Origin of the sequence: Sphingobacterium sp. lm-10, from assembly GCF_023554555.1 — a bacterium.
GTDB lineage: Bacteria > Bacteroidota > Bacteroidia > Sphingobacteriales > Sphingobacteriaceae > Sphingobacterium.
On record NZ_JAMJWC010000001.1, the window covers coordinates 545,960 to 568,662 of the forward strand.

13 protein-coding genes are annotated in these 22,703 nt (G+C 44.6%); 5 read left to right on the forward strand and 8 right to left on the reverse strand.

Annotated features, from left to right (window positions below):
• Positions 1 to 48 precede the first annotated feature (48 nt).
• Together M8998_RS02095 and M8998_RS02100 are read left to right on the forward strand one after the other, a co-directional pair.
• A complete protein-coding gene (locus M8998_RS02095) occupies positions 49 to 912 on the forward strand; it encodes an SDR family oxidoreductase (RefSeq protein ID WP_249990338.1) in 864 nt (287 codons plus the stop codon).
• 219 nt (positions 913 to 1,131) lie between these two features.
• Positions 1,132 to 1,887: an SDR family NAD(P)-dependent oxidoreductase gene (locus M8998_RS02100; protein ID WP_349665642.1), complete on the forward strand. Its 756-nt coding sequence runs from the start codon at positions 1,132 to 1,134 to the stop codon at positions 1,885 to 1,887.
• 119 nt (positions 1,888 to 2,006) lie between these two features.
• Here M8998_RS02100 and M8998_RS02105 read toward each other — a convergent pair whose 3' ends face one another.
• The 4 genes from M8998_RS02105 to M8998_RS02120 form a co-directional block, all read right to left on the reverse strand.
• Entirely contained in the window at positions 2,007 to 2,699 is a 693-nt protein-coding gene (locus tag M8998_RS02105) for an NUDIX hydrolase (protein WP_249990339.1), read from the reverse strand.
• Between the two features lie 68 nt (positions 2,700 to 2,767).
• Positions 2,768 to 4,267 carry an L-arabinose isomerase gene (gene araA, locus M8998_RS02110; RefSeq protein ID WP_249990340.1) on the reverse strand — a complete coding sequence of 500 codons (1,500 nt, stop codon included), beginning with the start codon at positions 4,265 to 4,267 and terminating at the stop codon, positions 2,768 to 2,770.
• Between the two features lie 150 nt (positions 4,268 to 4,417).
• On the reverse strand, positions 4,418 to 5,119 hold the full coding sequence (locus M8998_RS02115) for an L-ribulose-5-phosphate 4-epimerase (RefSeq protein WP_249990341.1): 702 nt from the start codon (positions 5,117 to 5,119) through the stop codon (positions 4,418 to 4,420).
• 5 nt (positions 5,120 to 5,124) lie between these two features.
• The gene (locus M8998_RS02120; protein WP_349665643.1) at positions 5,125 to 6,792 is read right to left on the reverse strand and encodes a ribulokinase; all 1,668 of its coding nucleotides are present in this window, start codon (positions 6,790 to 6,792) and stop codon (positions 5,125 to 5,127) included.
• 359 nt (positions 6,793 to 7,151) lie between these two features.
• Here M8998_RS02120 and M8998_RS02125 point away from each other — a divergent pair, with 359 nt between their 5' ends.
• The 3 genes from M8998_RS02125 (at position 7,152) to M8998_RS02135 (ending at position 12,993) form a co-directional block, all read left to right on the forward strand.
• Positions 7,152 to 10,097 (forward strand): SusC/RagA family TonB-linked outer membrane protein, encoded by a 2,946-nt coding sequence (locus M8998_RS02125; protein ID WP_249990342.1) that lies wholly within the window; start codon positions 7,152 to 7,154, stop codon positions 10,095 to 10,097.
• Positions 10,098 to 10,165: 68 nt separating this feature from the next.
• The gene (locus M8998_RS02130; protein WP_249990343.1) at positions 10,166 to 11,776 is read left to right on the forward strand and encodes a RagB/SusD family nutrient uptake outer membrane protein; all 1,611 of its coding nucleotides are present in this window, start codon (positions 10,166 to 10,168) and stop codon (positions 11,774 to 11,776) included.
• Positions 11,777 to 12,477: 701 nt separating this feature from the next.
• Positions 12,478 to 12,993 (forward strand): HAD domain-containing protein, encoded by a 516-nt coding sequence (locus M8998_RS02135; RefSeq protein WP_249990344.1) that lies wholly within the window; start codon positions 12,478 to 12,480, stop codon positions 12,991 to 12,993.
• Positions 12,994 to 13,096: 103 nt separating this feature from the next.
• On the opposite strand, the gene M8998_RS02140 is transcribed toward M8998_RS02135, so the two are convergent.
• The 4 genes from M8998_RS02140 to M8998_RS02155 all read right to left on the reverse strand — a co-directional run bounded on the left by M8998_RS02140 (position 13,097) and on the right by M8998_RS02155 (position 22,658).
• Entirely contained in the window at positions 13,097 to 16,171 is a 3,075-nt protein-coding gene (locus tag M8998_RS02140) for a beta-L-arabinofuranosidase domain-containing protein (RefSeq protein WP_249990345.1), read from the reverse strand.
• A gap of 169 nt (positions 16,172 to 16,340) precedes the next feature.
• Entirely contained in the window at positions 16,341 to 18,515 is a 2,175-nt protein-coding gene (locus M8998_RS02145) for a S9 family peptidase (RefSeq protein WP_249990346.1), read from the reverse strand.
• A complete protein-coding gene (locus M8998_RS02150) occupies positions 18,508 to 19,899 on the reverse strand; it encodes an aminopeptidase P family protein (RefSeq protein WP_249990347.1) in 1,392 nt (463 codons plus the stop codon). Before M8998_RS02150 ends, M8998_RS02145 begins: the two co-directional genes overlap by 8 nt.
• Positions 19,900 to 19,928: 29 nt before the next feature.
• Positions 19,929 to 22,658: a DUF5695 domain-containing protein gene (locus M8998_RS02155; RefSeq protein WP_249990348.1), complete on the reverse strand. Its 2,730-nt coding sequence runs from the start codon at positions 22,656 to 22,658 to the stop codon at positions 19,929 to 19,931.
• Positions 22,659 to 22,703: the final 45 nt, after the last annotated feature.

Below are 22,703 nucleotides of genomic sequence, written 5' to 3' on the forward strand. Positions count from 1 at the left end.
TTCTGTGTCTTACTCATATTTGTTTCATTCATTTAAAACATTAAAAAGATGAGAAAGAAAGTAGTAATAATAACAGGAACAAATAGTGGTTTTGGCTGGCTTACCGCGCATAGTGTCGCAGCTTTAGGCCATCAAGTCTATGCAACCATGCGGGATACAAAAGGTAAGAATGCAGACAAAGCGAATACCTTATCTCAACTAGAAAACGTAACGGTATTAGATGTCACACTCACGAATGAGGAGAGTGTGAAGGAAGCCATTAATACCATCTTATCCAAAGAAACAACCATTGATGTATTGGTCAATAATGCCGGTTTTTCGATGAATGGTTTGACGGAAAGTTTTACAACTGCTGATCTACAAACATTGTTTGATATCAACGTTTTCGCACCGTGGAGACTGATCAAGCAGGTATTGCCTACTATGCGCAAGCAATCGGCGGGTTTAATTATCAATGTTACCAGCGGATTTGGCCGGGTTTCCTTTCCATTCGCTACGATGTACAGCGCATCTAAGTTTGCTTTAGAAGGGATAAGTGAGGGCTTGCATTACGAAGTGAGACCTTTAGGTGTAGATGTTGCCATCTTGCAGCCAGGTGCCTTCCCGACGGAGATGGCACAGAAAAACAATCCAGCTTCGGATGTTTCTGTCTACGAAGGTTATAGCGCTATTGCAGAGATTCCGGCAAAGATGATGGCTACGCTTGGCGGATTGATCGAAACGAATCAACCCAATCCGCAAGATGTCGCGGACGCGGTGGTCAAATTGATCGGTTCTGAAAGAGGAAAAATACCATTAAGAACGGTGGTAGATCCGATTACCGGAGCACTGATTGAAGCCGCCAATCAGGCTGTGGAAGTTCAATATCGAAAAGGATTGGAACTTTTTGGAATGGGAGAGTTGTTATACTAGGCAAAATTTGAGATGAAAAGTGTAAGCGATGTTTGTTTTCTCGGCTTGGTTTAAACCTTTTCCCTTTTCCTTGTTAATTAACAATTTCATACCCATGTAGCAATATTTAGGCACCTTGCACTTCTTTATTGCCATTATTTGTTTCCTGTCATAATAAGATTATTAGTTGGGTGAATCATTGGAAATACCTTAAATTTAAGTGGTAAATTAAAACGTAGTATGATGTCTAAATTAGATAATAAAGTAGCTATTGTGACTGGTGGTGGCTCGGGTATTGGCCAAGCCATAGCAGAACTCTTCGCTGCTAGCGGAGCAAAGGTCGTTGTTTCAGATATTAATGAAGAAAATGGTAATTCTGTGGTCGATAAGATTAAGTTGGCTGGTGGAGATGCTATTTTCGTAAAATCAGATTCATCGAGCGCCGAGGATAATAAAAATCTCGTGGCGACTACCGTCGAGCATTACGGCAGATTGGATATTGCCTGTAACAATGCAGGTATTGGCGGGCCGGCAGCACTCGCAGGAGAGTACGATATTGAAGCATGGAACAAAGTCATTAATGTGAATTTGAATGGCGTATTCTACGGATGTCGCTATCAATTAGAACAAATGGTTAAAAATGGAGGTGGAAATATTATCAATATGGCATCTGTCCACGGCACGGTAGCTGCACCGATGAGTAGCGCCTATACCGCTACAAAACATGCGGTAGTTGGCCTGACAAAAAATATTGCAGCTGAGTATGCGACACAAAATATTCGATGTAATGCCGTAGGTCCAGGTTATATATTGACACCCTTATTGGAAAATAATTTGACACCCGAAATGCGAGATGCGATTGCTGCTAAGGCACCCATGAACAGACTGGGAAGTGCGGACGAAATCGCTAAGCTAGTGCTGTTCTTAAGCTCAGACGATGCTTCTTTTGTGACAGGCGCATATTACATCGCTGATGGTGGTTACACGGTAGTGTAAGTCTATTTTTAAAAAACAAAGCAAAGCCGATCCTTCTGGATCGGCTTTGTCTGTTATTAATTTTATCAACGCTTTCAACTATATCACCCCTCTAAACTATATATAGACTTAAATAAAAACTACAGCTGCGTCACGAAATGTAGAAAGGAGGAAACCTTTTCCTTATACATATCACGATTCAATACGTAATAATGTGCACCGCGTTTGGAGCCATCTTTATCCTTGTCGGATTGTTTCAAGAGTAATCCTGTGGATCGTAGTTTACGCATAAAATTGGGTCTGTCCAATTCCACATTATACACCTGCTCAAAGAGCGATGCGATTTGAGGGATGGTGAATCGCTCTGGCAGCAACTCAAACAGAATTGGATGCAAAGCCGCCTTATAACGCAAATGCTCTTTGGCGGCTTTGACCATGGTATCGTGATCGAAGATCAAATCGGGTAGGCGATTTAAGGATACCCACTCCGCTTTATAGTCTTTGCTTAACTGATTTTCGTATTTTCCGATGTCGATAAGTGCGTAATAGGCAATACTAACCGTACGTGCAATAGGATCTCGCTTCGGCTCGCCGAATACCTGAAACTGCTCCATGTAAATGTCTTTCAAGCCAGTTAAGTAGGTCAAAATCCGGGATGCAGCATCGTCAGGATTTTCATGCTCTTGCACAAAACCGCCCATTAGACTCCACTTTCCTTTCTCCGGCAGCATCCCACGTTCTATAATCAATAGTTTGAGGGATCTGCCATCAAAACCGAAAATAATACAATCTACTGCCAATAGTAGGCGAGAATGTTCATTATATGCACTCATATCCTATTTGTAATTACATGACAAATTTGCCTAGAAAATCAGACGTCCACAAATAAATAGACCAATTTCTACGGCTTCATTTTGTAGGCTAGTTCTCCCCAAAGCAATTCTTTTTCAAATGCTCTGAGGTTAGTGTCCTCATCAATGATGACACACTCAATATTGGCTATCTTTGCAAAATCATGGAAGTATTCTGGTGTTAGATTTTGGCTATAGACCGTATGATGGGCGCCACCTGCATAGATCCAGGCAGAACAACCCGTTTTCATGTCGGGTTTTGGTTCCCACAGTACGCGTGCTACCGGTAATTTCGGTAGGTCGTTTTCAAATTCTTTTGCTTCGACCGTGTTTACGACCAAGCGAAAGCGATCGCCCATATCCACTAGGCTTGCGTTTAATGCGTCGCCGCCTTTAGCATTAAAAACCAGTCGGGCAGGATCGTCTTTACCGCCAATACCTAGGGGATGTACCTCTAAGCTCGGCTTATCTGCCGATAGTACTGGATCTACCTCCAACATATGGGCACCTAGTACCATGCTGTTGTTCGGATCCAGATGATAGGTGTAATCTTCCATAAATGCACTTCCGCCTTCCATACCGGCAGACATCACCTTTGCCGCACGAACCAATGCAGCGGTTTTCCAATCGCCTTCTCCGGCGTAGCCGAAACCAGCCTGCATCAAACGTTGCGTGGCAATGCCTGGAAGCTGTTTCATTCCGTGCAAATCCTCAAAAGTATTGGAGAAGCCTTTGAATTCACCTTCCTCCAGAAAGGCTTTTAGTCCGATCTCGATTTGTGCCGCATCGCGTACGTTGTCGTAGTTCGCACCGCCTTTTTGCACATCATCTTCCATGTGATAGGCGTTTTCATATTCCGTGAGGAGTTCGTCTACTTGCACATCATTTACAGCATTTATTTTTGCAACCAAATCTCCTACTGCGTAGGTATTCACCGAAAAGCCAAATTGTGCCTCTGCCGAGACTTTGTCGCCATCTGTTACGGCGACAAAACGCATATTATCGCCAAAACGAGCAAATTTAGCGCCTTGCCAGTCATTCCATGCAGACGCTGCACGCGACCACACATTGATCTGTTGAACCACTTCTTCGTCTTTCCAGTATCCGGTCACCACCTTGCGAGCAATGCCTAATTTAGAGACAATATGACCAAACTCGCGATCGCCATGAGCACTTTGGTTGAGGTTCATAAAGTCCATGTCGATCGTAGACCACGGAATATCGCGGTTGTATTGCGTATGCAGATGTAATAAAGGTTTGTTTAAAATCTTTAAACCGCGGATCCACATTTTCGCAGGCGAAAAGGTGTGCATCCAGGCAATAATCCCGACACAATTGTTGGCGTAATTCGCCGCGGCAATGGTTTCATAGATTTCTTCCGATGACTTTACGATGGGTTTGAATACCACACGTACTGGAATCTCCGCGCTTTGATCCAGGTATTTCGCGATTTCTTCGGCATGAGTAGCGGCTAGCTTCAAGGTTTCTTCTCCGTAGAGGCTTTGGCTGCCGGTCACAAACCATACCTCCAATTCATTTAAGTTAATCATATAGCGTATTTATATTTATAAGGTTATTTTATATCTAACATCCCACATCCCACATCCCACATCTTACTACTCATATCTAACTACTCAATACTAATATCTAAATACTTAGTACTAATATCTCACATCTCACTACTAACATCTCACATCTCCCTACTGTCCATAGTACGAATCTGGCCCATGTTTACGTTCGAAATGTTTTTTGATGAGTGCCTCTTTCATTCGAGGTGCGTTCGGTTGTATTTGTTCGGTGAATAAAGCCATCTTGGCAACATATTCCAACACAGCGCTATTGTATACGGCTTTATCACCCGTTTTTCCCCAGGTAAAAGGCGCATGGTTGGCCACTAGAGTCATTTCTACCTCTTCGTAATCTAGTCCCAAACGTTCAAAGTGGTTTAAAATTTGAAATCCGGTTTCATATTCATAATTACCAGCTATCATATCATCTTCCATGGGAGGAGCGCAGGGAATGTCGGTCGTTAGATGATCCGCATGGGTCGTGCCGTAAAGTGGAATGTCGCGCTGACTTTGTGCCCAGGCGGTCGCATATTGAGAATGTGTATGCACGATTCCACCAATCTTAGGCCAATGTTTGTAAAGCACAGCGTGAGTTTTGGTGTCGGACGAAGGTCTTAAATCTCCCGATACGACCTCTCCATCAAAATTTACAATCACCATATCTTCCGGCCGCAATTGCGGATAATCTACTCCACTGGGCTTAATCGCAAAAACGCCTTGCTCGTGATCTGCTACGCTGGCATTTCCAAACGTGAAAAGCACTAAACCTAGCTCTGGCAATCGCATATTGGCGGCATAAGCTTCGGCTTTTATACGGTTGTATGTTGTACTCATAGTTCTTAGTTTTTGATGAGTCGTTGCTCCGTGAAATTACCTAGTGCAATGTATTGCGTATAGCGATTGGCATATACCTCGGCACGCGTGGTATCTGGCCTATATTCCTGGTCAAATCCTTGTCCCATTTGATGCATAGCATCTTCAACACACGGAAATACTCCGGCTACTGTCGCGGCAAACATCGCGGCTCCGATGGCACAGGTTTGTTCCGACTTATGTACGCGGATCGGCATGCCAATCACATCTGCCATCATCTGCATCACAAAGGGAGACTTATGGGGGATACCACCCAAAGCAATGATACCCTTGACAGGAATACCTTGTTCCACGAATCGATCTACGATCCGCTTAGCTCCGAAGGCCGTCGCTTCTACTAATGCCCTGAAAATATGTGGCGCATCAGAGGCAAGATCCAGGTGGGCAAATGCGCCCTGTAAAGCTTGGTTGGCATCAGGCGTTCTTCTGCCATTCCACCAATCCAGCGCCAGCTCATCTTCGGCTGTAGGAATTATCTCAGCAGCTTGCTGACTTAATACAACTAGTACCTTATTTTCTAATTGTTCAACCTGCTCCGCGCTTAATAAATCATGATCTACGCCTATGTTCTTGAGTGGCCATAAAAGCAATTTTTTGAACCAGGCGTATACATCACCAAAAGCAGACTGACCAGCTTCCAATCCGATCATTCCTGGGATTACAGAGCCATCGACCTGACCACAGATACCTTGCACTAATTTTCCGGCCATTTCCTGTTGCGGTGCGACCAAAATGTCGCAGGTAGACGTGCCGATAATTTTGCTTAAATAGTACGGCTCAATTTGACCGCCCACGGCACCCATATGGCAATCAAAGGCGCCAATGCCTACGAATACATCTGTGGATAACCCCAGCTTTTCAGCCCAAGCCGCGCTTAGTTTTCCGACAGCCTGATCTGCCGTATAGGTTTCCTTTGGTAATTTTTGAATGAAGCCATCCAATAAGGGGTCTAATGACGCGAAGAATTCATTGGGTGGGAATCCCCCAAATTCCGCTGCCCATAATGACTTATGTCCGGCCGAGCATACACCTCTTTTAATATGGGTGACTTGATCACCACCGCATAGCAAGAATGGTATCCAGTCACAGTGTTCGACCCACGATTGCATGGCAGCACGTACTTGGCTGTCCTGGCGGAATATTCGGAGCAATTTTGACCAGAACCATTCTGATGAATAAATTCCGCCAACGTATTGCAAGTAATCTATGTCAAATTGTTTAGCGTGTTCATTGATAGCCGCAGCTTCCTGAATGGCGGTGTGATCTTTCCATAATACAAACATAGCATTTGGATTGTCTGCAAACTCGGGTAGCAAGGCAAGGGGCGTTCCGGTGCTATCTACCGCGACTGGTGTAGAACCCGTCGTGTCGACAGAAATTCCCACGACCTGTCGGGCGATATCCGGACCACTTTGTTGTACACATCGGCTAATTACATAATCCAGCCCCTCTATATAGTCTAGAGGATGTTGTCTAAACTGACTTTTTTTTGGATCGCAGTACAGACCTTGTTTCCAACGTGGGTATTCAAATACAGAAGTGGCTACCTCTTTTCCGTCTGCTGTATCGGCTAATACAGCGCGGACTGAGTCGGTACCAAAGTCGACTCCAATAACATATTTTGTAAGCATCATAATTCGATTTCCTCAAATATTATAAAATATTGTCAATATGACAATTAAAAACATATTATTTTTTTGACAGAGGTACTTTTCTTATAGATGCTTTTGCAATGGGAACTATATACCGGCTATTTATGCCGACTGATGTTCGGATCATTTCTACTACTTAAAATTAATAATGTTCGCATTGTGGAGATTTTTATTGACGCTAAGTAGCTTAATATGTAGGTGTTGCGATAATAGATCGCTTTATTCGAGGGATCATTATCTGCACGTTAAAATCCGAATAACATAGGGTAATATCAGCGTGAAGCATCCTAAATATACCTACTAACTTGCCCGGCAGCAATTACCATTAAAATACGTGAATTATGAATAGATTCCATTATGTACTTTTTTTACTATTGCTTAATATAGGATTGTTGCACGGCCAGGAGCAGAAATCGCTCTCGGGGCAGGTCGTTGATGAAGCTGGAAATCCAGTTCAAGGCGCAACAATTTCATTAAGCAATTCACCCGAAAAATTTTCCAGCAATTCAGATGGCCAGTTCTCACTGCGCTACACTTCTGGAGCCAGACTGACCGTAAACTCTGTAGGACACTTAGAGTTTGCACAAACATTAACAGACCAGACGACGATTACTGTTCGCCTACAAACTTCCTCGGAAGAGTTAGAGCAGGTGATCGTGGTAGGTTATGGTACGCAACGTAAAGGCGAAACCACGGGTTCTGTCGCCAGTGTCAAATCCGAAAGCTTTAATCAAGGTGCGGTGATTGATGCTGGGCAGTTGATCCAGGGCAAAGTTGCCGGTTTGCGGATCACGACGCCAAGTGGTAATCCCAATGGTACTACGCAGATCAATTTGCGGGGGTTGAATTCTATCCAGGGTGCCGTAAATCCATTAGTGATTATTGATGGTGTACCAGGAGAGTTTAATTCGGTGGCGCCAGAGGATATTGAATCGGTAGACGTGATGAAAGATGGTTCGGCGGCCGCTATCTATGGAACGCGGGCGACAGGAGGGGTAATCTTTATCACCACCAAGCAAAACCGATCGACCGACGGGCGAACTAGTGTTGATTATAATAACTATGCGAGTTTGCAAACGCTTTTCCGTGTTCCGGATCTGCTAACGGCAGATGATTATCGTCGTTTAATTGCGGAAGGCAAAAATTATGAAGATCTTGGGCATAACACCAACTGGATCGATGAGGTAACTCAAAATCCATTCAGTCACAACCATAACCTCACCTTATTTGGAGGAAATTCCAGAACGAATTTTACTGGTTCGGTGAACTACAGAGACTGGGGGGGCGTACTGCTGCGAAGCGGGCAGGAGCGTTTAAACATCCGTACAGATTTAAATCATGATATGTTCGACGGAAAATTGCGCAGCCGTATACAGGTCATTAGCAATACCATTACAGCGAATCAGGGTGGAAGTTCAGACTATATGTGGCGACAAGCAATGATTCGTAACCCAACGGACCGGGTCTTCAACGATCAGGGTAAGTGGCAGGAAAGCAATGCGTACATGTATGATAATCCATTAGGAATGATCCATGAAACGACCAACGACCGCCTATTTCGGGAAACCCGACTTAATGGTTCCCTGGATTATCGGCCCACTACTGCATTAAGTTTTAAAGGGTTGTTCTCGCGCGTACAGGACAATGACCTTACGGGTACGTCGACCACCTTCGACCATGTGAATACCACCAAGAATAATTTGAATGGAACGGCATCACGCTGGACACAGGCAGGAGTAGAAAACTTGATGGAATTAACTGCCAACTACAATACACAGATCGGGGATCATCGTATTATCGGGTTGGCAGGGTATAGCTGGCAACGCAATATCTTCGAAAATTTCAATGCCTATAATTTTAACTTCCCGACCGATCAATATAGCTACAATCGCCTGGAGGCCGGGCGTGCTTTGCAGAACGGACTGGCCACTATGGGAAGCTACAAGCAGGAAACGACCTTGATCGGCTACTTTGCTCGTTTGAATTACAGTTACAAAGAGAAGTATCTTGCAATGGCCAGTATTCGCCGGGAGGGTTCCAGTACCTTTGGCGATAACAATAAATGGGGTAACTTTCCGGCGATCCAATTAGGTTGGGATATGGCGAAAGAGGATTTTATGGCGGATCAAAAAATCATCAACCAATGGAAATGGCGCGCAGGATATGGAGTAACAGGTACCATTGCCGCTTCTCCTTATAACTCGCAGATCAGTTATAATTATACCTTAACGCAAGGTGCCTATATCAATGGTGCTTGGGTACCCGGGTTTATTCCAGCGCGTAACTTCAATCCCGATTTACGCTGGGAGCGCAAGACAGAATTCAACGTCGGAGCAGATTTTAGCTTATTCAACAACCGTGTCTCCGGTGCTTTAGACTATTATTCCCGTCGAGTAAAGGACTTATTGTACATGTTTGAAGTACCGGTGCCGCCATACCTCACATCGACGATGTTCCTAAATGCAGGCGAAATGAGTAATAGCGGATTCGAGGCGTTGGTTAATGTAGATGCCGTAAACAAGGAACGGTTTAAATGGAGAACCAGTGTGGTATTTTCTACGAACCACAACAAATTGCTTAATCTGTCCAATGATCGATTTGGCGTAACACAGGAATTTTTTGATACCGGTTACACTGGCGAACCTATACAGACATTTACGCATCGTGTACAGGTAGGTAGAAGTATTGGTGATTTCTATGTGTTTAAAACGGTGGGAGTAGACGAGGAAGGTAAATGGCTGGTGGAGAATCGTGGTGGGGAGATCATCCCAATCCAGAGTGCCACGATTGAAGACAGACAATATTATGGAAATGGTATTCCAGACTTCAATTTGGGGTGGAATAATTCCATTCAGTACGGAAATCTGGATGTCACTTTAAATTGGCGCGGATCTTTCGGCCATCAAATCTTGAATATGCCGAGAATGTATTATGAAAACCCAGTTAATAAGACGTACAATGCGCTTCGATCTGCATACGATCCGGTTTACGGACAAACCTTGAATAATGATTTGGTGTATGTATCTCATTACATTGAGAATGGAGACTTTATCAAGTTAGATAATGCTACGATCGGCTATACCTTTGACAAGCAATTTATCAAAGGAATTAAATCGCTACGGATATACGTATCCGGATTGAACTTGATTACAATTACCGGCTACAAGGGGTTGGATCCAGAAGCGACGAGCTACGAAGGGGAGTTCCAGTTTGCGCCCGGTATTGAGCATCGCGATCGCTATCCGACGACCCGTACGTATACCGCAGGCTTAAATGTCAGATTTTAACGAACCGAGCCGACTACAGATTTAATGATAACACGAAGCGGAAACGCTCAAAAATAAATATAACTATTATGGAGAAGTTTAAAAGTTCATCTATAGCACTTTGGGGATTGATACTGACGGCATTCAGCGTCACGCCCTCCTGTACCGATCTGCATGAACAGGTGTATTCTGAAGTACTGGGGAACACGGTTAATCCGACGGAACGCGACCTTCCTTTTATATTAGCGCCTACCTATGCCTCTTTTCGGGCACTGATGTTCGGATGGCAAGGCTATTTCGACCTGCAAGAGGAAAGTGCAGATCATATTATCACACCGGTACGGCCCAACGGTTGGGACGATGCGGGAACGTATCGTCGTATGCACCAGCATACTTGGAATACAGAACAATGGCAACCGTACAATACCTGGAACCAGGCTTTTGCTACGGTATCTAAAGTCAACATGGTGATTATGCAGATAGAGGAAGGTACGCTGCCCTTACCCGAAACCATAGGGCCAGCGGCGCTATCCGAATTGCGCGCAACCCGTGCAATGGCCTACTACTTATTGCTGGACAATCATGGCAATGTACCTATCGTAACAGATTATCGGGACGACAGTCTGCCAGAACAACGCACACGCCAAGAGCTGTATGATTTTGTGGTGAAAGAGTTGACAGAAGCATTGCCAAACCTATCCAAAGATGTACGTACCATGTATGGAAGGGTCAATCACTGGGCGGCAAAAGCGCTATTGGCAAAGATTTACTTAAATGCGCAGGTGTATACTGGTACGGCACAGTGGGACAAAGTGCTTATAGAAACGGATGCAATTATTGAAAGCAATCAATACCGATTGGATGATTCATACAGTGCCGTTTTTTCTCATACTAATCAAAACTCCCCAGAGATCATCTTTTCGGTACCCTATGATGAAGTATACGGACATGGTAATCAGATTCACATGAAAACCTTGGATCCGTTGAGTCGCCTGGTATACGGTATGGCAGCAGGACCGTGGGGCGGTAATTGTGCGGTACCTCAGTTTATCGATAGCTACGATGCGGATGATCGACGATTGTACGACACCTGGATACAAGGGCCGCAACTCAATGCAGCCACGGGTGCCGTGGTGATCAACTACACGAAGAATGTACCTGGAATCGGTGGCGATGGCGTCGTGGCACCTGCAAATACTGGCTATCGGATTGGGAAATACCGGGTAAAGCAGGGCGCGACAAACAACCTAGACAACGATTATCCGATGTTACGCTATGCCGATGTGCTCATGATGAAAGCGGAAGCATTATTGCGTTTGGGAAGGGCAGATGAGGCGGCGGTACTGGTGACGCAGGTGCGTACCAGAGCATTTACCGATAATCCGGAAAAAGCCATCGTCACCGGTACACAATTAAGACAAGGAAGTAACTACAACTACGGAGTGCAAGCTATCGACGGCACGGTAAATGCCACTAATGGCGGTGCTGATATTGTTTTTGGCCGCTTTTTAGATGAGCTAGGCTGGGAATTTGCAGCGGAGGCTCGCAGAAGACAGGACATCATCCGATTTGGTGTGTTTCAAACGAAGTCTTGGTTTAATCATCGTCCGCATGCTAATGCGCAAAGCAGGGCGCTCTTCCCAATTCCCAATGCGGAAATAACTAAGAATCCTAACTTAAGACAAAACCCAGGGTACTAATAAAAAGTGTGTGTTACATTAGTTTGAAGAGGCTGTCCGTTAAGGACAGTCTCTTTTTAATTGGTACACATAGTGATGAGATTGCTTCAGCCTTGTGCCTCGAATTCGAAAAGAGAGGGGTTTGAATTGTAGAATTTAAGATTATCTACAAAATACTGGTGTTAGTTTACTGCCCGACGCTGATGCGATGCTACGGTATAAATATAACTTAAATGCTAAGTCTCTTCTGGACGTAGTTAATACCTTGATTTAATTAATTATAATTTTTTATTAATTTTATTTAATTAAAAATTAATAAATATAGTTTTGCTATACAGTAATTTTGAAGAACTTACGAGTGATAGATTAAAGAGTTTTTTAAATTCGACTACCGTAGAATTTTACACTGCACAAAAAAGATTGTGTTTTGCTAAAATCAGAAGGATATATAGGCGTACTAAATTAGGGTACGATTTTGGTGGTATAAAAATTTGTGCGAATAAGAGAATGGTGGTCGAAGGTAATCACAGATACATTGCTTATTTACTGGCAGGTGTAGAAATCGAGCGTATAGAGGGAACTAGTTCCCATTCTGATATCGTCAAAAGTTTTAATGAAATAGAGATTGATTTTGACACAGATTGGGATATTCACCATTATCACACAAGAAGATTCATAAAGGATGATTTTTTAGAAGGGCACAAAAGAAGGGAATAATAAACATGATATTTTTCTTAGATATAGATGGTGTAATGGTGCACGCTAACCCACACAAGAGGGTGGAATTGGAGGCTGATGGTTTTTATCGATTTAACGCCATCGCTGTCGAAATTTTAAATTCTATTATCTACAAAACAAAAGACAAAGTTGTTCTATCTACATCACATAGATTTAAATATGATATAGAACAATGGAAAGCTATTTTTGAAAGTCGAGGTCTTGATTTAAATTTTCTTTCAATAATTGATAATGATAATTTTTTAACTAATCATCGGTTAACTAGAAAGACGGAGATATTGGATTGGATAGACCGTCATGATATGGAGATCAAAGATGTTGTTATTATCGATGATGATAAATCCCTTAATGATTTACCGAAAGAGTTTAAGGAAAGATTAGTTCTTACCAATCCTTATACAGGTTTAAATGTTGAGACCTACCTAAATCTGAAAAATGTCATAAAAAGACCTGTTAAAAAAAGGTTATCAATGCTTGGGAAAAAGCCGAAGCATATATAGTGCTGTTTTTTCTAGAAATTATTGTTGGACATTTACCAGAAAAAAAAACGGATTTCATACCTAAGTATAAAATCCGTTGATGTATCATCAATAAAGAAAATCTCTATTTCAACGTCACATCCAAATAAACCGAATGACGGCCATAACTTTCGTAAAATGGTTTGAAATCTACGCCATCGATCTGAAATGTCAATTGACTTGGATCTCCCTGTATAGATTGGCTAATATCCTGTGCATTTAATGTCACTGGACGCCAGTCTTTACGGGCTTCAGGCTCTTGCGCAGCGAGTAATATCGGTCCGTAGAATAAACTGACAATATTCTGCTGATCCATCACAGGCTCCAGACGGAATTGAAAAGGCAACTGCCACTCGATCACATCACCGTCCTTCCAGTTACGTGCCAATTTTACATAAGACCCTGCCTCAGCCTTGATATCTTGCGTACGCCCGTTTATCTTGACTTGTACGCCTTTTGTTGCCCAAGATGGTACGCGAAGATGCAATGCAAATTTTCCCTTCCCATGTACCGTCAACGTCGTTTGATCCGTTTGCGGAAACTGCGTGGATTGCTCAATGCGTATATTTCTCTCTGTCCAACTTAAGGTAGAGGGTATAAATAGGTTCACATACAAGTCTTTATTGTCGTTGCTTTTGAAATAAATAGCATGCTGTAATTTTGTGCTGCTTTCGATAGCGGTACCATTACAACAGGTAAAACCATTCATATGTGGATTACCAAATTGCTTCACCGAAGCCGGTCTGATCGGCACATGATAGGTGTTGGCTGGGCTATCTTCAGCCACAGATGCCAGTATATGATTGTACAAGCCACGCTCATAATAGTCCATCAGCTCAGGTCGCTGCTCGAACATAAAGAGACTGCTGGTGAGCTTTAGCATGTTATAGGTGGCACAGGTTTCATTTTGTCCGCCTGCGGAGAATCCATTTTGGTACAGCGTGCCAGGTTCACTAATGAAACATTCTGCATTAACCGGGTTACGGGCACCTGCCACGCCACCGATGCTGTACATATAATCATTTACCGCTTTATACCAGAAATTATCGGCGATTTTAAAGTAATCCAGTTCGTCCGAGACACCATACATTTCTATACTACCCACAATTTGGGGGATATGCTGATTAGCATGTAGGCCTCTGAACGTATCCACATTTTTTGCTAAGCCATGTGTTCTTGCTGCATTGCCAAAAAACATGTCTACGTTATCAAATAGCTGTGCTGTTTTCCAATATTTGCTGTCACCAGTCAATTGATACAGGTGCGCCATGGTTTCGTTCATTCCTCCGAATTCTCCTGCGATATATGTGTTCCAAATTGCGCGTAAGGTTTCCGGCGGAAGAGCACTTAAACGCGATGTTACCCAGTCGGCCATCCCCGTAGCCACTTCTAAGGCTTTTTTATCACCGGTTTGCGTATAGATATCCAATAGTCCGGCCAGAATTTTATGCAGTGTATAATAGGGTGCCCAAACCTGATTTTGCTGGCCACCGTATTTGGCTCCTTGCTCTAGCATGATGAACTGATCTGGCGGATAGGCACTAATATAGCCCTCGCCCCAATTCCAATAATCAGTACGAATGCCTTCCACGCTTAGGTCAGAGTTATATTCATCCTTTTGAGCACCGGTAGGTACTGCGCGTGGGTCGGCTATCGAAGTAGCGCCTGCCTTTTGTGGCTTACCAGATAAACGGGCAAGCGAGTGCAGTGTTTCGACCATTCGGTTGATCTTTTGTTTAAAATTGGCTTGCAGTGCTGGATCATATCCAGTACTGGCATATGCCTGCGCAATGGCTGTTAAATAGTGTCCTGTTGCGTGGCCACGTAGCTTGGTATCCTGGCTATCCCAGACCCCTAAAGGTTTTGCCCCAACTGGTTGCTCCACACCGTACGCATTGCGAAACATGTATAGAAAATCATCTGGATTAGTTTCCGCTAAGGTCAAGACAAATTTGTCGCGGTTGGCTACGAACGGGCTTTTCTCGGTTGGAGAGCCATTATTGAGTGTTACTTCATTTAGGGCAAATGCCGATAAACTACGGCGAGGAGCCGCAGCTTTTTTACCGCCCTTTACCGTAATGTGTGCTTTTGGTTGTAAATCGGTTCCCGGTACACGGCCCACCACCGTATATGTTCCGGCGGTTTGTACTGCTGCATTGTCCGAATCGGCAGGCCATATTACGCGTACTTTTGGTCCTTGCATACCATCGCGATACGTACCCACCACATGACTAGGAAGGCGAGGGGCATCACCAATGGTAGTTTTAACTTCCACATCAGCTACCCGCTCCAAATAGGCATTGTACAATTGCGCTTGCGTCATCGGGAAGACAGGTAAATCGTCTTCGGCCTTAGCGCCTTGGTTTACCGTGCTGCTAGCAGATTGGTCTCCGTTTTTCGCATTACCATAAATTGTCTGCACTTGATTAGGTGTCAACGCCACGCGGTAGATGCGAAAATCTTTCAATAAGGAGGCGATTGGATAGGCATCACCAGCATCATTGGATTGTCCAATCGTCAGTTTGCGGGTCGAAGCGTTGTTGCTTTGTGATAAGTTGCTAAAATCTAAATTAACGGGCGCTGTTTCACTCGCTTTTATACCATTGAGGTAAACCGATAATGTCTTGGAGGGGAGATCAACAATGCACGCCACATGTATCCATTCATTAGTAGGCAAGGATTTGACTTCCGTACGTTGCTTTGCGCTTTGATTTTGAATGGTGACTTCGAAAGGCGGTTGTGCTCCGGCACCTTTGATCTGCCCATATATTCGATGTTGTGCATCAAATGAAAAGTCGAACAGATAAGCAGGTACCGCCTGCGCCGGAATAAAAATCCAAGTGGAGATACTGAGGGATTCGAGGTCATTTAAGGCCTCATTAGATAACTGCAGGTAGTTTTTCCCGGTACCTGGCAAGGATAATACTTTGCCACCCTTTTGATCTTTAAAATCGGGTGCTTTCTCGCCGAGGTAGCGAGCATGAAGGTTATTCCTGGACCAGTCTCTTAAATCGCCACGAAAAATGTAGCGTGCAATCATATCCGTTTCACCGATGCCATCCAGAATCTGATCACCGCTTTGAGCCTTTACATGGCTAAGCTGTAGTAGCGCTATCAGGATGTATCCCAATACATGGGGGAGTTGTTTTAATGTTTTCATTATACACTCTTTAATTTGTGGTAAATTAGAAAGTTTAGCAATGAAATTTTCCCCTTATTTTGCCGTTTCAGTCTCGGATATTAACCATTCTTTTTTTACCCCTTCGCTGGATGTTGCATGTTACTTTCTAAAAAGGGTAGCCCTCGTACGGAGTAAGTGCGGATGGGATTTAATCCCGCCCGCCGGGAATACAATGTGCCTTTAAAAAGTTGGTAAACGTTTTAGATAAGTGGTCGGAAGTACCTTCGCCTTCATTGATGGAATGACTGCGGTTCGGGTAAGACATCATTTGAAAAGGAATACCGTGCTTAACCAACTCATTGATATATACTTCGGCATTTTGATAATGTACATTGTCATCTCCCGTACCATGTATCAGCAGCAAATTTCCACGCACATCTTTGGCGTAAGTGATGGCAGATCCACGAATAAAGTCCGATTCATTCTCTTGCGGCAAGCCCATATAGCGCTCTTGATAAATATTATCATACAGCAATTGATTAGTCACCGGAGCAATGGAGATACCCGTTTGGTATATATCTGGATATTGTCCAAGCAAGTGCAACGTGGTAGCACCCCCGCCACTCCATCCCCAGACGGCGACACGCGTAGCGTCAATAAAGTCCCATTTAAGCACTTCTTTGGTGCCCATCGCTTGATCCCTTATGTTGAGGTAGCCGATATTTCGGTAAATCGATTTTCTCCATTCCCGTCCTTTTGGAGCAGGAGCGCCTCGATTTTCCAGAGAAATGTAGATGTAGCCATCTTCGGCCATATCACCCTCATACAAGCGATTTCTTCCCGAATAGATATTATCGGTAACGGTTTGCGAAGCAGGTTCCCCGTATACATAGAAAACCACAGGATATTTCTTCGCAGGGTCAAAATCGGTTGGCTTCACCATCCAACCGTCCATTTCCACACCGTCTACCGTCGTAACGGTAAAGAAGGTCGCCGTGGGAGTGCCTTCCGGCACCGTATACGTTTGCTTTGGTGCCTGGATTTGTTGGTGTGAAGGAAGTTTTACGAGTGCCTCATAAGCGTGGTGCTTCGTGGTGCTGCTCGTGTAAAAAGCCAAGGCACCATTAGGCGATATACGGTAGGTATTGGTTCCACTTGCTGTCTTTGGCGTCACGCGTTTAGCTTTCCCGCCGCGCATCGCAATTTCGTACAAGTATTTCTGCGTCGCATTATCCGGTGAAGCCGAAAAGAAAATGCGTTGGTTCACAGGATCAATATGATCGATCTGTATGATATCAAAGGCATCTTCGGTAAGTAGCTTTTCTGTTCCATCCAGGCCTATGCGGTAAATCTGGCGAAAACCTCCTTTTTCGGATACCCAAATAAAGGATTTTCCATTTTCCAACCAATCCCAACCACTCGGATCGCCACCATTCCAGCGCGATTTGATATCAATCCAGGCGGCATCCGTTTCGCGGTGGATTATCTTTGTCGCGCCATTCATCGCGTTAGCAGTGATAATCGCGCTTTCGTTTTGTTTTCTATTCAGCCGTTGGAAGATAATGCCTGAGGCATCCGTTAACCACTCCATGCGCGGAATATAATGTTGTGCCGGGTCGCCGTCTATGTTTACTTCGACCTGTTTTTTGTCTTTCAAATCGTACATCCAAATGCTGCTTGCCGACGGATTTAATCCCACTTTTGGATATTCTACCGGAATCGTAAAGGCATACAAACTATCCGTATTATTGATCATCAGAAAGTTGCGGATCTCTTTCGCATCGAGTTTCCAATACGCGATCCGTTGGCCATCGGGCGACCAGCGAAAGCCATCTTGCGTGCCGAACTCCTCTTCGTAAGCCCAATCGAATGTACCATTGATGAGGCGATCCGTACCATCCTGAGTAATCTGTATGTAGCTATTCGTTTTGAGATCTTCTACATAGATATTATTCTTAGAAACATAAGCGACCTGATCGCCTTGCGGCGAAAACTTGGCAAACATCAAAGAGGCTTCGGGCAATCCGGCACCTAATTGCGTCAACTTGTTGGTGGAGCGGTTGAAGATCCAATATTCGCCGCGCGTGTTATCACGCCATACTTTTTTGGTGTTAGCAAACAGCAATAAATCGTTACCATCCGGCGATACCACAAATGATTGTACCTGTAGTGGTTCTTTTTTACCGGCTGGTATCAATTGCTCCGCCGTTAGATAGGTAGTAGATTTTTTCGCATCTAACAAATGCACCAGTTGGATGCCTTCTTCAGAAAATTCGTAATATGCATTGCCATCGGCAGACCATTGTTCTTGTGCGTGCAGGTAAGCAGGTTGGAAAACAAAAACAACAGCCAGTAAGTATAGTAAAGGTAAAAATTTAGACATAGCGTGAGCGGTAAGATTCAACGTCATCAATAGTTTTTATCAGATCAGGTCCCAAAAGCTGATGACCTTCCGGGGTGATTAAGAAGTTGTCTTCCAGACGAATGCCTCCAAAATTCCTGAATTTTTCTAATTCGGTATAATTGACAAAATCGCTGTGGCGATTGCTCGCCTTGCAATGGTCAATTAGATCCTGGATGATATAAATGCCCGGTTCTACGGTCAGCACAAAACCAGCTTCCAAGGGTTTGCCCAATCGCAACGACTTCAAGCCAAAGGTTTGCGTGTCTTTCGGATCATCTGTTGTGTAACCCACATATTGCTCGCCCAGATCTTCCATATCGTGTACATCCAGCCCCATCAAATGGCCCAAGCCACACTGAAAGAACAAGGTGTGGGCGTGAGATTGCACCGCTTCTTCGGGATCACCCTTCATTAATCCTAATCCTTTCAGTCCTTCGACTAAGATTTTTGCAGCATGCAGGTGTATGGATTTAAAAGAAACTCCCGGGCGAAGCATTTCGCTCGCACCGGTGATGGCATCCAATACAATTTGATACATCGCGCGTTGCTGACTATCAAATGTAGCCGCCACCGGAAAGGTGCGCGTCAAATCTCCCGCGTAGCCCATCGCCGTTTCAGCACCAGCATCTACGAGCACCATGTCGCCATTCTTCAAAGGGTTGCTGCGCACTTGATTGTGTAATATCTGGCCATGCACGGTGATGATGGGAGGATAGGCTAACGAACAATCCCGATTCCCAGCAAATGCTTGTATGGCATGGACCAACTCACTTTCCTTCATGCCCGACTTTGCCAATCGCATAGTCAACAGATGCATTTCTGTAGATACCGATACGGCTCTCTCTATTTCTGCGACTTCCTGTTCCTCCTTGATCGATCTTTGTTGCGCTACCGCGCGGATAAACGAAACAGACGGCTCTAGTGCGCTCGGAGTCGTTTGCAACAACTCACTTAGCAACAACTTACTGACCGACTGGTAAGGCGGAAGGAAGTGAATCGGGCGATTCCGTGCAATAGCTCGTTCAATATAGTGCACCAAGCTAGTGAAAGGCGCCGTTTCCAGCACGCCAACACGCGCCGCTCGATCGCTTAGCGATTCCTGAGGCCCCGTCCAGACCAAATCGTCTATGGTCGCTTCGCAACCGAAAATAATTTCTTTATTTTCATCCAAATCCATTAGACCAACCAGCGAAGGTACAGCCAAGCCAAAGTAGTATAGAAAGGTGCTATCTTGACGAAACGGATAGGTGTTATGTTCGAAGTTGATCGGATTTTCGATATTTCCAGGAAAGAGCAGAATGCCTCCAGCAAGTTGCTGCCGGAGCGCCTGGCGTCGATTTTTATACGTTGAAGTAGAAAACATAGTATACAAATGTATCGATTTGCCTAAAATTACCGGCTTACTTTTTGCAACTTCACCTGTTTCGTACCTGCTGGGATCACATACCTGCCTAAGGTATCTTTTTCACTTCCCGCAATCGCATAGCTTTCGCTTTCCTGCTCCAAGCGCAAACGAGTAGCCGGATTATTGTCGCCCGATTTAGCTAAGATTAGCGTGATATCGCCCGTTTTTGGCTGGTAATCTATTTGTGCTATTTCACCAGATTCTGCCTGAATCATCAATCGCTCCGGGCCTAGAAACACACGGCTACGCGAGGCAGTAGTTACTTCGACCTGGATACCTTTTTTATCTTCTTTTACGTTTCCGCTAAATGCCAGCCAGCCAAATTCTGGATGTTGTACAACATAGGTGCCAGCATAGGCAGCGTATCCATAGAAACCAGAACCATAATCGCCAGTAATACCATCGTTTGCCAAGGTGGAAGGATAGGAATGGAAGGCGCCAGGTGCAAATCCTTCTTCCGTGACATTCGCCAGCGCACCCAACATTCCAGCGTGTCCAATACGCAGTAAGTGGTAGTCGTCTGGCGTGCTACGGTACGCGGATAATACCGGAATGGCATTCAAGGCCGAACCATAGTGATGCAGCTGCCGCTCAATGCGAGATAGCTTACCGCCGTAGACGAAATCCCAATAGCGTCTTGCGCTCCCATTGTATCCCCAATGTGGCACGGTTGGCATATACGCCAGGATTGCGTTCAGCGTGACGGTCGCTTTATCATCAAAACCAAAATAATCAGACCATAAGTATACTTCTTCCTGGCCGGTAGAATCCCACGGCATTTCACTACCAAATGGATAGTTGAGCGTCCGCCAGTGAGCAGCACGTTCGCGCATCAATGCTTCTAGCTTAGCGGCTTCCGCCGTTTTTCCTTCACGCTGCAAATCTTTTAGAATAATCAAAAATATACTGCCTTCCATCTGTCCAAACTGCGCATAATGGGGTGCCTTTTCGACCATCGCGACCGAGGTTTGAAAAGCACGCTCCAAGTAGGTATCCCAGCTTTCTTCCGCCACTAAATGCGGATAATTGCGCGCTAATCGGTAGAATACCCAATGCGCTGCCGCCACATGCGGATAATTGTAAGAACGCCCGATATTATCGGCTTCCTTCTTCGGCCAGGCCGACCAGGTCGTGTAATTTATACTGTCGCTATAGGTTCCTGCCGGTAGCGAATCAGGCTCGTAGTAGAACAAGCTTTTGACCACACCATAGTGATCCTTACCTGATTTATGTTGTATGTCACCATACAACGTTTCGTTCATAAAACGCTTCAGTTTCGTGATTTCCTCTGCATTGGGCTGTACCACCTGCTTCATCATGGCTGCCAGCCAGCTACCAGCACCCGCCTCATCGCTCAAGCCTGCGTACCAGGCGCGTTGTTCTTCCGTCACTTGTCGTTTTACCTCATTGTCATAAGTGATGATAGATGGCGAACGCTTAAAAGGATCCTGCGGATCTTCGTACCACTGTTTGGTCGTTAGAAAACGACCTAAATCATTCACGACATCCCGCTCCGGTTTGATGACCTTGTAATGGATGGTTTGCTGCTTACCATCTTCGTATGTGAGCGTCAGGCGAGCACGGCCCCAACGATTTCCCTTGATCTGGTAACTACTCCATTTATTGGAGCTGCTATTGTTTTTCGTGACTGAAAGTGCTTGTTTCGGATAAACGTTTATATGCTTAATGGGCGAACCGTATTGAACAAATAATTTAGCCGGATTATTTAAAGGAACTACAAAACCAGGGAATCCGACAGCCAATGGGCGATTATTTTGCACCAGAGTGGGCTCAATGTCTCGTATGGCGGGAGCCAATACAAAACGCAGGGCAAAAGTTTTTCGCTCATTGGGCTGCAGGATGGTAGATGTAGGATTGTTCCATTGATCCACGCCTTTCCAATCGGTTTCCGCATGTGCTTTACTATGGATCATCCATTCATGGAAACCCTCGAAAGTAATGCTACGCGGAGTAGGATCAGTATTGAGTGGATTGTATGCTTCAAATTGGGCGTTTTCTTCCGGTAATACGAGCAAGCTAACGCCTTTTCCGTGAAGGTGGTTTACTTGTACATAACCGGCATCGAGACCAATGTAGGGGTCAAGAAATACATTTTTTGCATGTGCCTCATCCAGATTTTTTCCATCGAGATTATTATTAAAAGGAAGCGGTATACCTAAAGATCCGATTTCAAAAGCCTGATCGCTGGGGTTATATATCTCGAATTCCAGGACAAGATCATCGCCTTTTTGCTTCCAGGTTCTCTTTAGATGTAAAGGTATGTTGGACAGGGTGGGCGATAAATCGGCTGCTGCCAGGATACCTTTGCCTGCTGGCAACGCTTGAATATCATGCCGATCCGACGCTGTCGAGTAACTGACCCAAGCCGTGTCGGATACTTTTCTAATGCGCAGATTGATATCTCCCAGATGAAAAAATAGGTTGCGATCCCTTTTATCGAGCAATTCGACCGGTGTATAATTGAATGCTCTATCGCCACTGGTTTGCTGCAAGGAAGAGATGGTTTGTGAGGCCTTCAAAATCTTTCCTTTCAATTGTGGTAATGCAAAGCTATGTTCGCCACGATCCAGATGCAATGTCGCAGGCTGCTTACGTACCGATTCCCAAACAGGGTGCTCACGTTGCTGCGCATGTACGCTAAAAAGGCAGATATGAATTAAGATAAGGACAGTCGACGAATAGATCTTTATAAGCATAAGGGTGGGCGTATTGGTCATTTGAGCCAACAAATATAAAGGCTA